This is a genomic window from Chloroflexia bacterium SDU3-3 (assembly GCA_009268125.1).
Classification (GTDB): Bacteria; Chloroflexota; Chloroflexia; order Chloroflexales; family Roseiflexaceae; genus SDU3-3.
Genome location: WBOU01000014.1, coordinates 23,773 through 44,664, shown reverse-complemented (window position 1 = coordinate 44,664; position 20,892 = coordinate 23,773). Strand labels below are relative to the sequence as shown.

Genomic DNA, 20,892 nt, shown 5'->3' with positions numbered 1-20,892 from the left:
TATATCGCTACTCACCCGTAGAAAACTTGATTTCTCCCATTGCAATGCCATATAAGCATCTTGCTGGCAGGCCGATTTATTACAATATCGGTTCTATGCCAATGACTCACTGGGCATGAAAGGAACACCACGTATCGTAGAACTATAAATTTGGTAAAAAGTAGAGTACAATAATGAACCTATTTACGATTATTGAGCTCCATTTATACTGGCATCATGCTTAATCGCTCTGTTAGAATCCTTCTCGCTGGTGTGCCGCTGGGTTTCAGCTTGTTGTTCGCCGCCGAACATACCTACAGCCAGCAGAAGGCTCAATTCACTAGCTACCTGCCACTGATCGCGCTCCCACGTACTGCGGCTATAGTGAACCCGCATAGCCGCGAGGACTCGCGCATGTTCTTCCACCAGATCTACCGCTCCACCGAGGGCATCGCGAGCGGCTGGACGGGCAGCATCGACGGCTGTGTGGCGGGCGAGCTCGCGCCGCGCTACCGCCAGAGCCTACAGGATCGGGTAAACTACTTCCGCGCCATGGCGGGGGTGCCTGCCACCATCAGATTCGACAGCGAGACGAGCGCCCAGGCCCAAGCTGCCGCGCTGATGATGAGCGCGAACGGCGCACTCAGCCACGCGCCGCCCAGCACATGGCGCTGCTACTCGGCGGCGGGGGCCGAAGGCGCGGGCAGATCTAACCTGTTCCTGGGCGTGCACGGTCCAGATGCGATTACTGGCTTCATGCAAGATGTAGGCCACAGCAACGACATAGTCGCCCATCGCCGCTGGATCCTGTACCCGCAGACCCAGCAGATGGGGCTGGGCGATGTGCCTGCGACTGGGGCACACCAGGACGCCCAAGCGCTGCTAGTGCTCGATGCGCACACCTGGGATGCGCGTCCCGCCACCCGCGATGACTTCGTAGCCTGGCCTCCGGCGGGGTATGTGCCCTATCCGGTAGTATTCGCCCGCTGGTCGTTCGCCTACCCTGGGGCCGATTTCAGCGCGGCCACCGTGGGGATGCGCCGTGACCAGGCTGCCATAGCGGTGCAGCAGGCGGCCCCACGCAGCGGCTATGGCGAGAACACACTAGTGTGGATGCCGGTGGGGATGGAATCCGGCGACGCATGGCCTCAGCCCACCGCCGATACGGTCTACACTATCACGATCGAGCATGTGCTGATCGACGGCATGAGCCGAGATTTCACCTACACCGTGACCGTATTCGACCCAGCGTAGCCGCTTCTCCCCGCGCTCATCGGCCCACCACGACAGGCATTGGGCAAATGAGCGCGGGCGACATAGCACAACGCGCCCTACTGCTCGCGCAGCTCGGCGCGCACCTCCATCAGGATCTTGCCCAGCATGTTTTTGCCAGTGCCGTCGGTGCCGCAGCCCCAGTAGTAGTCGCCGGAGGTCTGCTCCACCAGTTCCTCATCGCCGGTGGCCAGCAGCACCGCGCGGATGTCCTCGTGCTCGGTGAACTTCTGCCGCACCGCCGCGCGCATAATGTCGTCCTTCACCGACTCCCAGTCGCGGCGCAGCGGGCGGCTGCGATCGCGGCCCATGTTCGCGGCGTCCTTGGGTGCCTTGGTGCGGCGGATCTCCTCCTCGTGGGGGGTGCCGGGGAACTTCTGGGCCTGAAAGTAGTGCTCGGTGGTGGGCCAGCGCTTGCCCTTGAGGGTGATGGCGTGGGCCGAGAAGTTGGAGAAGCAGCCGTATTCCTCACGGACGCTGTAGAAGTAGATGGTCATAGCGCGCTCCTTTCCTGTGCGTTGCGCGGCACATGGTAGCGCAGGGGGCGGGGGAAAAGATCGGGCGCGGGGCGGTAGTGTGGCCGCCCCGCGCCCACGGGCCTAGCCGAAGGGCGAGCGCTGGATGCGGATGACCCACAGCGCCAGGGCCGAGGCAAAGGTGCCCAGGTAGATAGCCGCGATCAGCACGCGGCCCCACAGCCCCTTGCGCCAGACCCAGTCGGCCACCGGCGCGGCGCACAGGCACATGGCGGGGATGCTGTAGAAGATCTGCTTGTCCACCATCGAGATGCGGTAGCCCACCAGCATGAACAGCAGCGCCACGCCAAACCACGCGGTGAGCGCGGCCCACAGCGGCTGGCGGCGGCGCAGCATCACAAAGCCGGGGATGAGCGCCAGCAGCGGCAGCAGGATGCCGTAGTAAAGATAGCGCCCTGGCAGCATCCAGTAGAGCAGGTGCGGCCCATAGTCGGCCAGGTACGCGCCCAGCGAGGGCCGCTCCACGCCCACCGACTCTGGCCCCTTGGTGAATACCGTGGCCACATACGGCACAGTGGTGGTGAGGATAGGCACGATGTACTGGCCGTAGTAGATCAGCAGCGAGAGCGCCAGCGCCAGGCCGGTGGCCAGGAGCATGGGCTTGAGCGGGCGGGAGTCGAGCTGCTTGCGCATGAGCGCCACCGCCAGCACGAACAGCACGACAAAAGCCATGTGGAAAGCCGCCATCACGGTATAGAACAGCAGGCAGGCCAATGTCACCAGGGTGAGCGCGGCGAAGGGCCAGGGGCGGTGCAGCCGATCCCAGCAGGTGACAACGATGGCTGTGGCCACCAGCGAGAGCCACATGGCGAAGGTGGTGGGGATGTTGCCCCAGGCGTGCAGCAGGAAGGTGGCGGGCGTGATCGCGTAGAGCAGCGCGGCCAGCAGCGCCTCGCGCCTGCTCAGGCCCGCCTTCAGGGCGATCAGGGCGATCAGGAACACGCGGCTGTTGTCGATCACCGCGCTCAGCACATTGGCCGTATGCTCCAGCTTCCACGGGAAGACCGCGAACAGCACCGCGAACAGCTGGAAGAACGGCGAGTAGGGGATGACCGGGCGGCTCGCGCCCCACTCGTCCACCGGCATGGTCAGGTCGTTCAGCGGGCTATCGGTGCTATAGAGCTGGCCGAACGAGACCTCGCCCGAGATCAGCTTGCGCACCCACGCCATGTGCCACTGGATGTCGATGGCCCGCATGTAGGGGAACACCAGGCCGCCCGCCTTCAGCCAGAAGCCGATCAGGAAGACCAGCACCAGCGCGTCGCGCAGCCACGGCGCGATCGGCACGCCCAGCCGCGCAAACAGCCTATCGCAGCCCCAGCTGAACAGCAGGGCCAGCGCGAGGCCCAGCAGCACCACCGCCGCCAGCGGCTGAAGGTAGAAGCCCATGGGGTAGCGGAAGGCCACCATGGCCCACGCGCCCACGGCGACCAGCGCAAGAGCCGCACCCGCCGCCCACCAGCGCCAGATGCCCGCCCGCCGCAGCGAGCCGTACGCGCCCAGCACGATGGCCATCATGGGCAGCAGCACGCCCAGCGGCGGCAGCGGCGAGCCAGACCCCACCGGGGTCAGCCGCACCTGCTCTACCAGCACGCCCAGCTCGCGCGGGTCGGTGTAGGGCGCGGCGTCGATCGAGAGCGTCAGGTCGCCGCCGCCCACCGCGCTGGCCGGGATGATCGCCGAAAACTCCTTGGCCCCGGCGTAGTCGGGCAGGCTGGCCACCAGCGTGCCATTGGCGTAGAGCTTGGCGTCGCTGGGCGTGCCATCAGGGTGGTAGACGATGCCCCGCAGCGTCACCCGCCAGTCGCCGCCGCCCAGGCTGGGGAAAAGCAGCGTGGTGTGGCCAGTGGTCCAGCGGTAGGTGCGCGCGTTGGAGAGCGTGACCTTCTGCACCTGGAGCGGCGGGGTCTTGGTGGTGTTGCGGTCGGGGATGGTGATGGCCCGCAGGGTCAGCCTGCCGCCCGACACCGCCCCGGCGGGCAGCAGCGAGCGGAACTCGCGCGAGCCGCCATCGTCATTAAAGTTGTTGATCTCGTCGCCGTTGGCGTAGAGCGACATCAGGCGGCGCTGGAACTCGCCAGCGGGCTTGAAGCCATCGACGGTGATCGTGGCCATGGTGTAGCCAGGCATGGCGCTGGTGTCGATCACCAGCGTATCGCTGCCCGCGGGCCAGGGGATGTCGACCGTCGGCTCAGATGCGCGGAACTCGCGGGCGTTCACCTGCGCGCCCTCTAAGAAGGGCGCGTCGTAGTTGGTGCCCAGGCTGATGCCCACCGAGGGCCGCCAGGCGTAGGCCAGCACCATGGCCAGCACGGTGCCCAGCACCAGCGCCAGCAGCGGGCGGGCCTCGGCTGCCGTGGCCCAGGCCGGGCGAGAGGTCTGCTGCTGTGCCATCTACGCTCCCCGAACCATCACAAGCTCGTAGGTGCCCTGCACAGCCGCGCGGTAGAGGTAGTAGGCAGGCAGAGCAAGGCCCAGCCGCCGCAGCACGTCGCGCGCGCGGCCCTTGCGGCCCCGCGCCGTGCCCTCGCCGCGCCGCACGCGGTCCTCGCCGATGTCGCCCACGCGGAAGCCGTGGCGCGCGGCCAGCCGCCGGAAGCCGCCCATGGTGTAGTAGTGCATGTCGCTCAGGCGCTGCATGTCGGTGAAGCCCGCGCCGCCCTTGCTGCGGCCCTTGCGGATGATGATCTGCTCGGCCAGCGCGCGCGGCAGCCAGTTGAGCAGGCGCATGTGATAGTGGGGGTCGCGCCAGGCGAAGCGGTTGATCGCGGTGATCAGCACGCGCCCGCCGGGCCGCACCACGCGCGAAAGCTCGGCCAGCAGCCGCTCGGGGTCCTGCACGTGCTCCAGCACATCCCAGCAGATCGCTAGGTCGAAGCTGCCATCGGCGAAGGGCAAGGCCTCGCCGGGGCCGTTGATCACGGGCAGATCGAGATCGTAGCGGGCCGCCCGCAGCTTGGTTATCTCGCAGTACTCGCGCTTGTACTCGTAGGCCAGCGGGTGCGCGCCATCCAGCGCCAGCGCCACGCTGGTGCCGCCCATGCCGCTGCCCAGGTCGAGGATGCGCTGCCCGGCCAGCGTGCCGCCGTAGCGCTCGATCAGGGCGAGCCGCTCGCCCTGGATCTGCTCCTGCCAGATGCGCCCTGCCCGCCAGCGCTCGAAGTCGGGACGCCAGGGCATATGCGCCAGCCAGCGGTCGATTTTGGCCTCAAGCTCGCGCTCTAGCTCAGGGTTCGCGGCGGCGATGTCAACAGAATGTGTCACGGTTGCTCTCGTTCAGGCAAGGTCGGTCAAGCTGCGCGCGTGCGCCTTCTTCGGCAGACATTGCCAATAACAGTGGACATGCTAGCTCGGGGCATTATACCAGATTGGTTTTGCACCCCGGTCGGACGCGGAAAAGGGGCCGTCTGCCGCTGGGTTTTATGAGACCGACGCTTCAAAGTCATAGACCGACGCTTCAAAGTCATAGACCGACGCTTCAAAGTCATAGACCGACGCTTCAAAGTCATAGACCGACGCTTCAAAGTCATAGACCGACACTTCAAAGTATCCACCCGCCTCCTTGGATCATTCACCCGCCTAAAAATGTTTCAAATCTGGTGGTTCCTCTTGATCGCTGGGTGCGTGCCCTGCGCGGGCGGCGGCTAGGGGCCAGCCCCTAGCAACCCCGCGAGGGGGCGATGCCCCCTTCGAACCCCCAATTTTGGGCGTTCCTATGCTTTCGGCAGGCTGCGAGTGTTCGTGCATATGGCCAGTTTGCACCAGCGGCACCTTCGCCGCATGGGCCAGGTGGGTAGGGCTGGCCATTGCCATTTTCTACCATCTTTTCTTCTCTTCGCGCTCTGGTGTCTTGGTGGTAAATCAGTTTGCCCGCCAAAAGATGGTAGAATAGGCACGCTTTCAAGAAGGGTACGTATTTTCTATGACGACTGACTCAAGCACGCCCGCGCCCACGCTCGCCTCGCAGGTCTCGCGGGCGGTGGTCTGGAACACCATCTTCGCCCCCCTCCGCATGCTCTCCGAAGTTGTCGCCACTGTTGTCAAGCTCTGGATGCTGACCGCCGCGCAGTACGGATTCCTGTCGGTGGTGCGCTCGGCCTCCAATGGCTTTGGCACCTACATCGACCTGGGGACCGGGCGCACGCTGCCCAAGTACATCCCCGAGACGCTGATCGCGGGCGGGCCGAAGGCAGTGCGGCGGCTGCTCTACATGGTGCTGGCAGCCCAGGGCGCGCTGCTGGCCCTGATCGGCGCAGGGCTGGCCATCCAGCGCGAGAGCTTCGTGGCTGGGCTGAACCAGAAGATCGCCGCCATCCCAGGGGCCGACACCAGCGATCAGACCGCGCTGATCGGCTACATCGGCGGGCACGGCTGGCTGCTGCTGGCGGCAGTGCTGATGATGCTGCTGTTCGGCATCTTCTACGATGTGCTGATGGCCTACCTGAGCGCCTTCTTCAAGCAGCGGGCCTGGAACAGCATCGACCTGGTGGCCAAGCTGCTGCCGCAGCTGATGACGATCGGCGCGGTGGTGCTGCTGCCGCAGGATCTGCGCATCGCCGGGCTGCTGGCCGTGATGGTGGCGGCCCCGGGCATCGCCACCGCGCTGCTGATCTGGCACGTGCTGCGCCACCAGCGCGAGATCGACCTGCGCCCCCAGCCCGCCGACAGCGGGCCGCTGCTGCCGGTGGGCTTCGTGCGCTACTGCGCGGTCTCGCTGCTGATGACCGGCAGCGACTTCCTGGCCAGCGCCGAGTTCGCGGTATTCTTCGCCCGCAACGTGCTGGACATCGCGCTGCTGACCGCCGGGGTGAGCATTGTGAAGATGGTGCTGGGCTACCTCTACACCCCGATGGTGGGCGTGCAGGTGCCGCTGTTCACCCACGTGCGCGCTGGGACGGGTGGCACAGTCAATGGCGCGTACCGCTCGCTCATCCGACTGCAGGCGCTGCTGCTCATCCCCGGCGGCGTGGGCCTGATGGTGCTCGCGCCGCACATCTTCACGCTGCTGCTGCGCCCCGAGTACGCGCCCGCCGCCGCGCTGGTGTGGGTGCTGGTGCCATGCCTATTCCTTGAATCGCTGCTGACCACCGCCCACAACGCGCTGATCGTCTATGAGCGGCTGCGCGAGATCGTGATCGCCCGCTGCCTGACCCTGCTGGTGGTGCCGCTGGTGATCGTGCTGACGCCGCAGTTCGGCATCGTGGGGGCCTCGCTGGCCTTCGGGCTGGCGCGGCTGGCGGCGGGCGCGTGGGTGACGGCGCGCGGGGCGCAGCTGCTGGGGCTGCGCTGGCCGTGGCGCTTCACGCTGCGGGTGGCTGGGGCCAGCGCGGCCATGGCGGCGGCGGTGTGGCTGCTGGCCAACCTGCTGCCCACGCTGCCCACCGAGCCATCGGCGGTGCAGCGGCTGGCCATGCTGCCCGCGCTGCTGGGGCTGGCCGCCGTGGGCGGCGCGGTGCTGCTGGGCGGGCTGCGGCTGCTGGGCGGGCTAGAGCCAGAGGACCGCGCGCAGCTTGCCAAGATGAAGCTGCCCGCCAAGAAGTGGATTCTCCGCCTGATCTAGAGATAGCAACCCATGAACATCGCGCTCTATAACCTGACCACCACCACCAAGATCGGCGGCGTCGAGAGCTTCGTGTGGGATCTGGCCCGCGAGCTAGCCAGCCGCGCGCACCGCGTAACGATCTTCGGCGGCGTGGGCGCAGTGCGCGAGGCCGCGCCCGGGGTGGATGTGCTGACCTTCCCGTGCGTGCCGCGCGCCTTCTGGCAGGCCATCCCGCCGCTGCGCCGCGCCTACGCCGAGGCCAAGCTGCTGGAGCGGCTGACCATGGCCGTGCCTGCGCTGCCCGCCCTGGTGCGCGGCGGCTACGACATCGTGCACATCCAGAAGCCCTACGACATCGGCCCGGCGCTGCTGGCGCGGCGGCTGGGCGGGCCGAAGGTCATCCTGGGCTGCCACGGCGAGGACTTCTACCGTGGCGACCGGGCCCTGGCCACGCGGGTGGATGGCGCGGTCTCGTGCAGCGCCTTCAACGCCCGCACGGTGGCGGCGCGCTACGGCTTCACGCCTACGGTGGTGTTCAACGGCATCGACACCCGGCTGTTCCGCAGCGCCGCGCCCGACCCGGCGCTGCGCCCGGCTGGCCTGCCCGCTGACGCGCCGCTGCTGCTGTTCGTCGGGCGGCTCCAGCCCTGGAAGGGCGTAGAGTACGCCATCCGCGCCCTGGCGCTGCTGCCCGGCGCGGCCCTACTGATCGCAGGCGACGGCGTGGACCGACCGCGCCTAGAGGCGCTGGCCGCCGAGCTGGGGCTGGCGGGGCGCGTGCACTTCCTGGGCGCAGTGCCGCGCGAGGAGCTGCCGCGCTACTACTCCTCGGTCGATCTGCTGCTGGCCACCAGCTTCGCCAGCGAGACCTTCGGCATCGGCCCCGTCGAGGCCCAGGCCTGCGGGCTGCCGGTGGTGGCCGCCCGCTTCGGCGGCTTCCCCGAGGTGGTGGACGAGGGCCGCACCGGCCTGCTGGTGCCGCCGCAGAACCCCGAGGCCCTGGCCGCCGCCGTGGCCGGGCTGCTGGCCGACCGGGCGCGGCTGGATGCCATGCGCCAGGCCGCGCCCGCGTGGGCCGCGCAGTTCAGCTGGGGGGCCGTGGCCAGCCGCGTCGAGGAGGCCTACCGCGCCGCGCTGGAGGCGTAGCGACGCACACAACGGAAAGAGAGACCATGCGCATTCTGATCATTGGGCTTGGCGGCGTCACCCAGGTGTTCCGCAACTGGCCCGAGCGCACGCTGGGCCAGGCACTGGTGGCCGCCGGGCACGATGTGCACGCGATCGCCTACCACCAGCCGCAGCAGGCCCACCTGGGCCTGAGCGCGCGCGAGGAGACCATCGACGGCATCCACGTGATGCGCGTCAAGCCGCAGTTCTTCCCATCCAACGAGCTGCTCGCCGCACTGCGCTTCATCCCAGGGCGGCTGGATATGGTGCACATCATGCACCCGCGCAACGTGCTGGCCTACCAGGCGGTGCGCTGGCTGCGCTCGCACGGCGTGCCGGTGGTGTGGACATGGCTCGGCCCCTTTCACGACCGCTGGCTGGTGGATGACCGCGAGCGCCCCTATGAGGTGACGCCCCACCCCGACCGACTGATCTACACCATAGGCCAGCTGGCGCGGCGGATCGCGGCCACCCCGCGCGACGCGCGCGAGCTGCTGCGCAACTACGGCATCCACGCGCCCATGCGCCAGGCCGACATGTTCCTGCCCTGCTCGCAGCACGAGGCCGAGACCATGCAGGCTATGGGCTTCGACAACATCCTGCCGGTGGTGCCGCTGTGGCTCGACATGGGCTATATGCGCAGCGAGGTGCCGCCGCTGGAGCACGAGTTCACCCGCCCGATCATCCCCTATATCGGCCAGCTGACCACGCGCAAATGCTACGACATGGTGGTGGACGCCATGCCCGCCGTGGTGGCGCGCTTCCCCCAGGCCTCGTTCGTGTTCGTCACCCACAACCCCGAGCAGCGCGCCACGCTGCAGCAGATGGCCGAACAGCGCGGGGTGGCCGCCAACCTACACTTCCTGGGCACGATCAGCGAGGAGCAGAAGCTGGCGCTGCTGCGTCAGAGCGACGTGCTGCCCTTCCCCTCGCGCTACGAGGGCTTCGGCCTGCCGCTGCTGGAGGGCATGGCCGCCGATACGCCCGTGATCAGCACCGACATCCCGGTGGTGAACGAGATCATCCAGCATGGCGAGAACGGCCTGCTGGTGCCCTACGACGACTATGCGGCGCTCGGGCAGGCGATCATCGCTGTGATCGAGCAGCCCGACCTACGGGCCAGGCTGGTGGCGGGCGGGCAGAAGACCCTGGCCGAGCGCTACGACCCGGCGGCGCTGGCGGCGCGCACCGTCGAGCTGTACCAGCAGGTGATCGCAGCGCAGCGCAGATGAGCCCGCCAACAAAGCGCCGCTGATCCGGGCGATCTAGCTAATAAATGAATGAGAGGATATGCTCATAATTCATGCCTAACCTACTACCTAGGATAGTGCATTTGTATCAGGATATGACGGTTTCAGGAAACAATGCTACTATGGGCCTACAAAGCATCATCAAACACCTATGGCACCAGATGTGGCCAAAACCGCTGCACAGGAGCAGCCACGCAACAGCTATGAATTACCGATCCGATCTACCCGCTCGCCACGCCACCTGGGCATCTGAAACAGAATGGCGGCACCGCTCGTGAAACGTCTGCTCTACGTCATCCCCCGCTACGCCCGCGACCTGATGGGCAACCAGATCCACACCGAGATCATCCACTGCTGGCAGCAGGCCGATATCGACGTCGACGTCCTCAGCTTCGACGCCTCCATCCGCGCCCCCGAGCACGAGATCATCGACGGCATCCCCGTATACCGCCAGCCGCTGGGCGTGGCCAAGTTCGAGAAGGGCGTGAATCGGCTGGCCGCGCCGCTGGCCCACTACCCCTACATGCCCAGCATGATCCACATGTACCGGCAGTTTCTGGAGACCCGCCGCTACGACTTCGCCCATGTGGAGACGGCCTACCCTGTGGCCGCCGCCGCCGCGCTGCTGCCCGAGAGTCTGCACCCGCCCTTTGCCGTCACACTGCCAGGGGCCGATGTGATGGCCGAGCCGGAGTTCGACTACGGCTACGCCCGCTTCCCGCGCGTGCGGGCGCTGCTCAAGCTGGTGTGGCAGAAGGCCGCACTGGCCCGCGCCGACTCACGCAAGATCCAGCGCCAGGCCATCGCGCTGGGCTGCCCGCCCGAGAAGGCCAAAGCCATCCCCTACAATATCACCGACGGCGAGTTCGCCCCCGACAGCGCGCCCCTGCCGATCTTCAAGGCCCAGTCGCGTGCGGCGCTGCTGGCCCGCCACAGCCTGCCCGAGGACGCCAAGATCGTGCTCAGCCTCTCACGGCTGCACCCCTTCAAGGGCGTGGAGTTTTTGGTGCGCGCCGCGCCCGAACTGCTGCGCGATGTGCCAAACGCCGTATTCCTGATCGCAGGCCCCAACCGCACCACCGAGCGCTTCGGTGACTACGGTGCCTACCTGGGGCAGCTGGCCAGCCAGCTGGGCGTCGCCGACCGCGTCATCCAGATCGGGCTGGTGCCCCACGAGCAGGTACGCGAGTACTACGCCGGGTCGGATGCGGTGGTGGTGCCCTCGGTCTCCGAGGCGCTCAACCGCGTGGCCATCGAGGCCGCCGCCGTGGCCACCCCCTCGGTCGTCACCTACACCACCGGCATCAGCGAATACATGGTAGAGCACGGCTACGGCCTCGTGGTCGAGCCGCGCTCGGGCGAGGCGATCGCCTCGGCGCTGCGCATCCTCTTCACCAACGAGCGCCGCTACCAAGCGCTGGCGGCCAGCGGCCCGGCCATGGCCGAGCAGTTTCGATCGGCCAAAATTGCCGCCGAATTGCTGGAACAATATGCGGGGCTTGTACGTCATAGCTAGTGGTATGCCCTTTCGCACAATTTGCACAAGCACATAACGATACTCATCAACGCCGCGTCGCGTGTTTGACAAACTGTGGTATAGTACCTGCCCGTTCAGAGATCACGCACCATTTCAGGAATGGGTAAGAAAGGGAAGCTGCCAAGTGTGCTTTTGTGCGCACCTTGGAGAAACAGTTTCTATGGAGGACTGAATGAAAAAGACAGTGCAGTGGCTCGGCATCAGCATCGTGGCGATCGCCATGGGTGCGAGCCTCAGCGCGTGCGCCACGGCCCCGACGGCCCACAGCCAGAGCGGCTCGGTGGCCGATGAGCGGCCCAACCAGGGCACCAGCCTCGACCAGACCCTGCTCAAGCAGGTGGACACTGCGATCGCCGCCGCCAAGAGTCGCGGCGAGGACACCAGCGCGGCCCAGACCCTGCGCGACTCGGCGGTGGACCTGGCCAGCAAAAACCTGTTCGAGGAGGCCAACGGCAACCTGAAGACCGCCGCCGCGCTGGTGGGCGTGCTCACCACCGCCGCCGGCGAGACGGTGCCGACCGCCGTGCCAACCCCGGCGGTGCCCCAGGCCCCGGTGGCCCGCGCCACCGACACGGTGCTCAGCGCCCCCACCTTCAACTCCAATGCGGATATCAGCGCCTGGACCCTGGTCGGCCCGACCAGCCGCGAGGGCACGCCGCTGTGGGAGGTGCGCGATGGCACCCTGCGCCAGCGCGGCATCGACGGCGTGGTGACCAGCGACGACCAGACCGGCCTAGTCACCGGCGATACCGCCTGGACCGACTACACGGTCTCGGTGCAGGCCCTGGGCAGCGATACCAAAGAGCTGGGCCTGATCGCGCGCCAGCAGAACGGCGAGAACTACTACCGCTTCCGCGCCCGGCTGCTGGGCACCGGCACCAACAGCGGCAACTATATCCTTGAGAAAGTGGTGGATGGCGCGGTCACGCCGATCGCCAGCTTCGACGGGGCCGAGCTGAGCGCAGGCGTGTGGCACACCCTTGGCCTGACGGTGGTGGGCGACACGCTGACCGCGACGGTGGATGGCACCACCCTGGGCAGCGCCACCGACGCCACGTTCAGCGCCGGGCGCGCGGGCGTCAGCTCGCTGGCCATGTCGGGCGCGCAGTTCGCACATCTTCAGGTACTAGGGAGGTAACTTGTGCGCAGGTTTTTGACTTCACAGACCATGCGGCGCTACGGCAGCCTGATCGTCGCCACGGCGATCACTGGTGTGCTGCTCCCGCTGCCGCTGGCCCTTCAGCATACCGCCCTGGCCGATGGCTCACAGCAGGCCAGTCAGAACATCTCTAGCTCAAGCGACCAGTCCGAGGCCCCCTCGATCGCAACCGGCGGTGGCGGCCTGGCCATCACCTGGGGCGAGCGCGAGAACAGCACCGTGAAGGTGGCCGGGGCCAATATCGACGGGAATTTCGGCGAGAGTGGCTCATTCAAGTCGGGCACGAATACCCAGTTTCAATGGGCCGATATCGCTATGGATGGCGGCGGCACCAAACACCTAGCCTACGCATCAGGCGATACCATCTACTATCGCAACAAGACGGCGGGCGGGAGCTGGTCGGGCAGCCGCAAGGTCGCCAGCGACTCCTTCCCCAACCCGGTGCGCATGGCGGTGGCCCCGAACGGCACTATCTGGGTGATCTGGCGCGACACCGACGGCTCGCGCATCCGCTTCCGCTACTCCACCGACGGGGGCAGCAACTGGTCGGGCAGCACGATCGCCAGCGATAGCGGCAACATGTATATGTTTGATATCGCCGTGGGCAGCGACAACATCCCCCACGCCGTGTGGTATGTGCGCTCCAGCGGCAGCTACAAAGGCGAGATCCGCTACGGCGACTGGAACGGCTCGGGCTTCACCACCGGCCGCGTCACCAGCGACGGCTCCACGCTGTATGATGCCGACCCCGTGATCGCGGTGGATGGCAACAACGTTCAGCACCTAAGCTGGCGCAAGCAGCTGAACGACACCGGCACAAAGTGGGCGATCATGTACGCCCGCCGCAACACCGGCAGCGGCTGGTCCGACTTCACCACGTTGGCCACCACCAACGGCGACGCCAAGTATTCGCCGGGCATCGGCACCGACAAAAACGGCTCGATCTACGTCGGCTACTCCGACCCAACCAGCAGCAGCCGACGCCATATCGCACTGCTCTCCAAGCCCTCGAACAGCGCAAACTGGTCGAACCAGGCGGTCTCGGATAGCCGGTGGGACTACCGGCCCGCGATCGTGGGTACCACCGATACCGGCATCGAGGCCCATATCGCCTACCAGAAGGAAGATAAGGCCGACGAGGCCGAGATCCGCTATCTGCGCTACAGCTTCGGTAGCGCAACCCCCACGGCCACGCCGATCCCTCCGGTCAACGCCGATATCACCATCAACAACGGCGCGGAGATCACCAACTCGAACAGCGTGATCGTTACCTTCCAGAACGTGACCGGCAACCCGACCCAGGTGCGCTGGAAGTGGGGCAGCGCCCCCACCGACGCCAGCACCGACTCGGGTGGCTGGGTGGCCTACAACAGCACGATGACCGTCTCGCTGCCGTCGAACGCGAGCACCTGCACCGATCTGATCCTGTATGCGCAGGCCAAGAGCGATGCCTCGACCGACAGCACGCCCGGCGTCGATGCGATCAAGTACGATAACGCGGTGCAGGCCCGCGCCGCCGCCGTGAACCCCAATATGGCCTATGGCACATCCACCTACAACCTGGGTGCGACATCGGGCGATACGGGCTTCACGCGCTCGAACAACATCGCGGTGCGGATCGAGGATGTGGGCGACTGCGCGGGGCTGAAGAGCTACTCGGTGAACGGCAACGCCGCAACTAACTGGACCACCGGAGCGACGCAGGCCACCACCACGGTCAATGTCGACACCACCGCCGAGGGCCAGAAGAGCGTGCCTATCGTGGTTACTGACAACCAAGGTAACAACTTGAGCAACACGCCCAGCTACTACTACGACAAGACCGCCCCGGCGGTCCGCTCGCTCGGTACCCTGGCCCTGCCTAGCGGCGATGGCATCCTCCAGCGGCTGAACTTCAGCGGCGTGGATGTGACCGATACGCTCTACAGCAGCGCGACGGGCAAGCCGTTCTGGGGCGTGTGGGTGGCCTCAAGCAAGGTATACCACAGCACCGACACGGCGATCAACGCCAGCGACATGCAGTGGACAGTGGTGCGGGTGCCCAACCCCGGCGCGACATTCAGCGTCGAGTATAGCCTCGCAAGTGGCCGATCGATCGCCGACCTCGCAGGCCCTAACCCTAACTACATCTATGTCAAGTTCCTGGATGGCGCTGGTAATCCCTCGGCGGAGACCCTGGTCTCCGAGCCGCTCACGATCACCAACACCGCGCTGCTTGAGACTTCGCTGCCGAACATCTCGAAGTAGCATCCATCCATAACTGGATAGTACGGCGCTCCAAGGGAAATCCTTGGAGCGCCATTTCTTTTTTGTTGGGCAATATAATAATCACCCTTTTGTGTGGCTTGCTCTTTTAGATATTTGTGCTATATTTTTACCGCATGGGCTATGATTTAAAAGAGCATAGCGCCCTATGTCATCAATATACCTTTTTCAACTGCACATAACGGTCGATATTCATTCTTAAAACGGCACGTATTGCACTAAATATCCACATGGCAGCATGGATGCTGTATGCCACCATACCAACACATAGGATCCCTATGAAGCGACCATTGCCACGCCGCGCCCACGCTGGGCGGCAGCTCATCATCGCCACCGCCCTCGCGTGCTTTCTGCCCGCCGCAGCCCACACCGCCACCGCCGACAGCAAGCTTGAGACCTCGCTGATTATCTCCAACTCTGGCGACCAGTCAGAATCGCCCGCCATCACCTATGCGGGCAACACCATCGGCATCACCTGGGGCGAGCGCGAAGACCAGAAGATCAGCACCGCCATCGGCTCGCCCGATACCCCGCCCGCCCGCGACAGCAGCACCAAGACCGGCAGCAACACCAAGACCCAGACGCCCGATATCGCCGCCGACGCTGCAGGCAACCTCCACCTCACCTACACTACCGATAATAACATCTACTATCAGTACAAACCCGCCGGAGCAGGCTGGCAGGGCGCAGTGAGGGTTGGAAGCGACGATTATCCCAACCCATCGCGCATCGCGGTGGCCCCCAATGGCCGGATCTGGATCATCTGGCGCGAGACCAGCGGGCACCGTATCGGCTTCAGGTACTCCGACACCCACGGGGCATCGTGGAGCAGCGGCAGCGCCGATGGCGTGGTGGCCAAATATCCCGCCAACATGATCGGCATTGATATAGCGATCGGAAGCGACGGCATCCCCCACGTCGTCTGGTATGTGATCGAGGCTAATAGCCAGAAAGGCGACATCTTCGTGGCCGACTGGAATGGATCATCGTTCCAGACCAGCAAGATCACGACAAACAACAATAAGCTCTTTGATCAAGACCCCACGATCGCTATCGACAAAGACAACGTGCAGCATGTGGTGTTCCGCAGAAGGCTCAGCGAGTCGCCGCAGCAGTGGGCGGTGTTCTACGCCTCGCGCAGGCCCGACGCAGGCTGGGAAAACTACACCCCGCTGGAGATAATGAACGGCGACATGCAGTATTCGCCCAGCATCGGCCTAGATGAAGCTGGGTCGCTCTACGCGGGGTACTCCAAGCCGATCACTGGCAACGAGCGCCGTATTATCCTGCTGAGCAAACTGCCAGCCCAGAGCGTCTGGGTAAGCCAGGCGATCTCTAGCGGGCGGCGCGACTACCGCCCGGTCATCGTAGGCACGGCGCAGGGCAACCTGAAAGCCCATATCGCCTATCAGCAGGGCATCATCGGGGCCAATGACGAAGATGAGATCGTCTACGCCCGCTACCATTTTGGCCCCCTCCCGCAGGCGATCAACGCCGACCCGGTGTTCGGCGCGGGCAGCACCAGCGCCCCCAGCGTGAGCGTGAGCTTCGCCAATCTGGCTGGCAACCCCACCCAGGTGCGCTGGAAATGGGGCGCGGCCCCCAGCGACACCAGCAGCGACTCGGGCGGCTGGCAGCCCTACACCAGCCCGCTCAGCATCGCGCTGCCCAGCAGTGCCGCCAGCTGCAGCACGCTGGCGCTGTATGCCCAGGTGCGCAATAGCGACGCCATCGATACGAGCGTGGCCAGCGCCAGCATCACCTACGACGGTGCGGTGCAGGCCAGCGCCACGCTCGCCAACCCCCATGGGTCGGCTGGGCTGGCCCGCTATGTGCAAGGCGCACAGGGCGGCGATAGCGCTTTCACGCGTGAGTCGGTGATCAATGTGCAGATCAGCGACAGCGGCGACTGCTCGGCACTGCAGAGCTTCAGCATCGGCGGCAGGCAGGAAAGCTGGCCAGCAGATGCCGCTGCGGTGGCGCGCACCGCCTTAGTCGACCTCACTACACTTGGGCAGCAGCAGATCCCCATCCAGATAAGAGATTCGCTGCAGAACACTATCAGCCAGACCATGAGCTTCACCTATGATCCTCGTAGCCCTAACGACAGCGAAGGCGCTGGCGCGCCGCAGTACCGGTCAGGCAGCCTCAGCATCGACGGCAGCAACAATATCATCCAACACCTGCAGTTTCACAATGTGGATGTGCTCGATACGATCTACCAAGCGGCTACCGGCAAGCCCTTTTGGGGTGTCTGGGCCACGGTCAGCCCGCAGCTCTATAGCGAGGATCAGATCAATAGCCAAGATAGCCCGCTGCAGTGGGCTGCTATCGCGGTGCCACAGCCCTCCGCCAGCTTCGACCTCGATCTGAGCCTAGCAACCGGGCAGGATGGGGGAGATCTTACGCACTACGAGGGTACATATTATGTCTATATAAAATTCCTCGACGGGGCAGGGAACCCTTCAAGCAAAACGCTGATATCCGAGCCAGTTACGCTTGACACTGGCTACCAGATCCCCAAAAACTTCCTGCCCAGCATCAGCAAATAGCCATCCCACGGCATGCAGGGGGCACAGCTTGTGCCCCCTGCGGCTTTTTTTGGCGGTGGGGTGCCCCATAGCATCCCACTGCCAAGGAGCTTTGGGCCAAAGCCCACCCACCAGAATAGTTCCAAAGTCCTAGAAATACAGCACCTACGACCATTCACCTCACTCCCAGCCCCGCATCCAGATGCCCAATACCTCGCCAAAGCAGCAAAATTGGCCGCTGTTTGCTGCTATTTAGTAAAGAGTATGTAAAAAGATATGTGCTATGCTATACCTCGATCGCTAAATCGATTATGATAGATTCCATCATGGATAGAGCGGAGGTTGGAATGGCAAGGTTATGGCAACCAAGCATCGCAGTAGGCATTCTTATCGCCAGCAGCATCGCCCTAAGCAGCTGCGCATCCGCCCCTGTCGCACAAAGCCAGAGCGGCTCGGTGGCGGATGAACGACCTAACCAAGGAACCGCGCTCGACCCATCGCTCCTGGCCAATGTTGATTCAGCGCTGGCCGCCGCAAAAAACCAGGGTAAAGATACCACCGTCGCCCAGAAGCTCCGCGACTCGGCGGTCGAACTGGCCAACAAGGGCCTCTACGAAGAGGCCAACGGCAACCTGAAGATGGCCGCAGGCCAGCTCGGCATCCTCGTGGGGGCCGACGGCCACGCGATCACGCCCGCCGCTGGCCAGCCCTACGCACCCAGCCAGCAGGCCCCCGCTGCCGCGCCGCGTGCCAACGAGCGCACCCTGCTCACGGCCAACTTCAGCCAGCTCTCCTCGCTCGACGGGTGGGAGATCGTAGGCCCGAAGAACCCCAACGGCACGGCGCTCTGGCAGATCCGCGAGGGCAACCTGGTGCAGCTGGGGCTGGATGGGATGGACGACACCGGCGACCCGACCGGCCTTGTCACCGGCGACCCGGCCTGGGCCGATGTCAGCGTCACCGCCAGCGCCATGCCGCACCAGACCCGCGAGGTAGGCGTGATCGCGCGCTACGCGGACCACAGCTACTATCGGCTGCGCGCCATCACCCCCGAAAAAGACAGCGCTACCAGCACCTACATCATCGAGAAGGTCATCGACGAAAAAGCAACCGCTCTGGCCCGATTCGAGGGGCCACCGCTCAGCCAAGATACATGGCATACCATCACGCTTTCCACCCAAGGTAGCACCCTCACCGCCCTTGTCGACGGCGTGACGCTAGGCACCACCAGCGACACCACGCTCGCCGCTGGGCGCGCTGGCCTCGCCACACGCACCGAGAGCGGTGCCTACTTCGCAAACATACTGGTGACAGGGAGGTAATCTGTGCGCACCCTTTCTTCGCATCTTCTCCAGCACCGCCGACTCGCCCTGTCGCTGCTGCTGCTTGGCACACTGGTCAGCATCCCGATCCAGAGCCGCGCCGCGCTCACCCGCGCGGCTGGTGCGATCGAGGTCTCGCAGAACCTCTCTAACTCCAGCGACATGTCCGAGGCCCCCGAGATCGCCACCGGAAATGGGCACCTGGGAGTGGTCTGGGGCGAGCGCAACGACCAAAAATACCAGGTGAGCGAGGCCACCGTGGGTGGCAACTTCGGCGGCAAGATCGATATCGGCAGCGCCGACAACCCCAAAGTGCAGTTTGCCGATGTGGCTGTGGGGTCGGATGGCACCACCCACATGGTCTATGCCAACAGCAACACCATCTACTACAAAAACAAGCCGCTCAACGGCAGCTGGTCCTCGGACAAAACCGTGGCCAGCGACAACTACCCCAACCCGGTGCGCATGGCCGTCGCGCCAAACGGCACGATTTGGGTGGTATGGCGCGATGCAGACGGCACCGCCGTCTCCTTCCGCTTCTCCGACAACAACGGCACAGGATGGAGCGGTGGCAGCGTCGGCGGCATTGTCTTTAAAGAGACTGGCAACATGTTCTGGCCTGATGTCACCGTGGATCAGAGCAACGTACCCCACATTGTGTGGTACATGCGCAGCGGCGGCGACGACAAGGGCGAGATCAAATACGCCGACTGGAACGGCTCGGGGTTCACCGTGGGCAAGCTGACCAACGACGGCAGCACGCTGGCCGATCAAGACCCGGTGATCACCACCGATGGCACTGGCGTGCTGCACATAGCCTGGCGCAAGAGCCTAGGCACCGACTGGGCGATCATGCACGCGCGACGCGCGCCTGGCGCAGGCTGGACCGACATCACCCAGATCGCGCAGACAGCGGGCAACGCAGGCTACGCGCCCGCGATCACCGCCGATGCGACCGGCGCGATCTACGTCAGCTACTCGACCTTCTACAATGGCAGCAACCGCCGGATTGTGATGGTCTCGAAGCTGCCAAACGAGGCATCCTGGACATCGCAAAACATCACCAGCGGCGACTGGGACACCCGCACCGCGCTCACATCAACTGCGAGCGGCACACGGTTCGCCCACCTCGCATTCCAGCAGGAGCACCGCAGCCAGGATGATGGCGAGATCGTCTACAATCGGCTGAACTTCGGCTCCGCCGCTGGGATCAGCGCCGACCCTGTGATCGAGAACGACGCGGCTTCGACCAAGAACACCAGCCTGTCGGTCTCGTTCAGCAATGTCACCGGCGACCCGACCCAGGTGCGCTGGAAGTGGGATGCCGCACCTACCGACTCCAGCAGCGACTCGAACGGCTGGCAGACCTTCGCCAACCCGCTCACCGTATCGCTGCCCAGCAGTGCCGCTAGCACATGCCGCACCTTCACGCTGTTCACCCAGGTAAAAAATGACACGATGACAGAGGCGAGCGCCAAGAGCGATCACATCATCTACGACGGGGCTATCCAGGCCACGGTAAACGTGATCAACCCACACCTCGATCAGCTGACCTCGCGGTTCCAGCAGGGCGCGATGAACGGCGACAGCCAATTCACCCGTGAGACCACGGTGAAGGTGGCGATCAACAACGCTGGCGACTGCGCAGGGCTCAGCACCTTCCGCATTGGCAGCAACGCCCAGGAAAGCTGGCCAGCATCCACCACCGCGGTGCAGCGCCTACAGATTGTCGACCCGCTCATCCTGGGGCGGCAGAGCAGCGTGGTGACGATCACCGATGCGCTGGCCAACAGCAGCAACGTCGACATCAGCTACTACTACGACCCGCGCACAATAGACGAGCAGCTCAATGCTGGTGGGCCAGCCTATACGGCGGGCAGCTTGACGCTCAGCGGCGAGAACGCGATCAATCAGACTCTTAGCTTCAGCGGCGTGGATGTGAGCGACGCGATCTACCAGAGCATCACCAACAAGCCGTTCTGGGGCGTGTGGGTGGCCGCCAGCAAGACGCAGTACACCGAGGAAGAGACCAACACCGACAGCTCGCCGCTGCGCTGGACGCCCATCCAGGTGGCAAGCCCAGGCGCGAGCTTCAGCGTCGACTTCAGTCTCGCTAGCGGCCAGGGCGGCACCAGCCTCACCGACTATGCGGGCACCTACTATGTCTATGTCAAGTTCCTGGATGGCGCGGGCAACCCATCCACCAAAACGCTGATCTCTGATCCTGTGACCCTCACTTCGGGCTACAGTGTCTACAAGACCTTCACACCGGTCACAGCAAAAAAATAGGCTCAGACCAGCCACAGACCGCAGCACCAACGCCTGGGGAGCC

At 64.9% G+C, this 20,892-nt stretch carries 13 protein-coding genes; 10 read left to right on the top strand and 3 right to left on the bottom strand.

The features are described 5' to 3' along the window. Window positions 1–216 precede the first annotated feature (216 nt). Entirely contained in the window at window positions 217–1,233 is a 1,017-nt protein-coding gene (locus F8S13_20250; protein ID KAB8141139.1) for a hypothetical protein, read from the top strand. Window positions 1,234–1,310: 77 nt separating this feature from the next. Here the strand turns inward: F8S13_20250 and F8S13_20245 are convergent, their stop codons facing one another. The 3 genes from F8S13_20245 to F8S13_20235 all read right to left on the bottom strand — a co-directional run bounded on the left by F8S13_20245 (window position 1,311) and on the right by F8S13_20235 (window position 4,967). Continuing rightward, complete coding sequence (locus F8S13_20245) at window positions 1,311–1,748, bottom strand: NADAR family protein (protein ID KAB8141138.1); 438 nt, start codon at window positions 1,746–1,748, stop codon at window positions 1,311–1,313. Between the two features lie 102 nt (window positions 1,749–1,850). Continuing rightward, complete coding sequence (locus F8S13_20240) at window positions 1,851–4,181, bottom strand: hypothetical protein (protein ID KAB8141137.1); 2,331 nt, start codon at window positions 4,179–4,181, stop codon at window positions 1,851–1,853. Beyond that, a complete protein-coding gene (locus tag F8S13_20235) occupies window positions 4,182–4,967 on the bottom strand; it encodes a class I SAM-dependent methyltransferase (protein ID KAB8141232.1) in 786 nt (261 codons plus the stop codon). A 742-nt stretch (window positions 4,968–5,709) separates the two neighbouring features. Between F8S13_20235 and F8S13_20230 the strand changes: the two genes are divergently transcribed. From F8S13_20230 to F8S13_20190, 9 genes are all read left to right on the top strand, one after another. After that, a complete protein-coding gene (locus tag F8S13_20230; protein ID KAB8141136.1) occupies window positions 5,710–7,347 on the top strand; it encodes a hypothetical protein in 1,638 nt (545 codons plus the stop codon). A 12-nt stretch (window positions 7,348–7,359) separates the two neighbouring features. Next, complete coding sequence (locus F8S13_20225) at window positions 7,360–8,475, top strand: glycosyltransferase family 4 protein (protein KAB8141135.1); 1,116 nt, start codon at window positions 7,360–7,362, stop codon at window positions 8,473–8,475. A 26-nt stretch (window positions 8,476–8,501) separates the two neighbouring features. Further along, window positions 8,502–9,728 carry a glycosyltransferase family 4 protein gene (locus F8S13_20220; GenBank protein ID KAB8141134.1) on the top strand — a complete coding sequence of 409 codons (1,227 nt, stop codon included), beginning with the start codon at window positions 8,502–8,504 and terminating at the stop codon, window positions 9,726–9,728. Window positions 9,729–10,005: 277 nt separating this feature from the next. After that, window positions 10,006–11,262, top strand: a complete 1,257-nt coding sequence (locus F8S13_20215) for a glycosyltransferase family 4 protein (GenBank protein KAB8141133.1) — start codon at window positions 10,006–10,008, stop codon at window positions 11,260–11,262. 193 nt (window positions 11,263–11,455) lie between these two features. Continuing rightward, a complete protein-coding gene (locus F8S13_20210) occupies window positions 11,456–12,421 on the top strand; it encodes a hypothetical protein (protein ID KAB8141132.1) in 966 nt (321 codons plus the stop codon). Between the two features lie 15 nt (window positions 12,422–12,436). Continuing rightward, window positions 12,437–14,689, top strand: a complete 2,253-nt coding sequence (locus F8S13_20205) for a hypothetical protein (protein ID KAB8141131.1) — start codon at window positions 12,437–12,439, stop codon at window positions 14,687–14,689. Between the two features lie 296 nt (window positions 14,690–14,985). After that, window positions 14,986–17,259, top strand: a complete 2,274-nt coding sequence (locus F8S13_20200) for a hypothetical protein (protein ID KAB8141130.1) — start codon at window positions 14,986–14,988, stop codon at window positions 17,257–17,259. A gap of 326 nt (window positions 17,260–17,585) precedes the next feature. Then, entirely contained in the window at window positions 17,586–18,560 is a 975-nt protein-coding gene (locus F8S13_20195; protein ID KAB8141129.1) for a hypothetical protein, read from the top strand. Between the two features lie 3 nt (window positions 18,561–18,563). After that, complete coding sequence (locus F8S13_20190; protein ID KAB8141128.1) at window positions 18,564–20,849, top strand: hypothetical protein; 2,286 nt, start codon at window positions 18,564–18,566, stop codon at window positions 20,847–20,849. Window positions 20,850–20,892 lie beyond the last annotated feature (43 nt).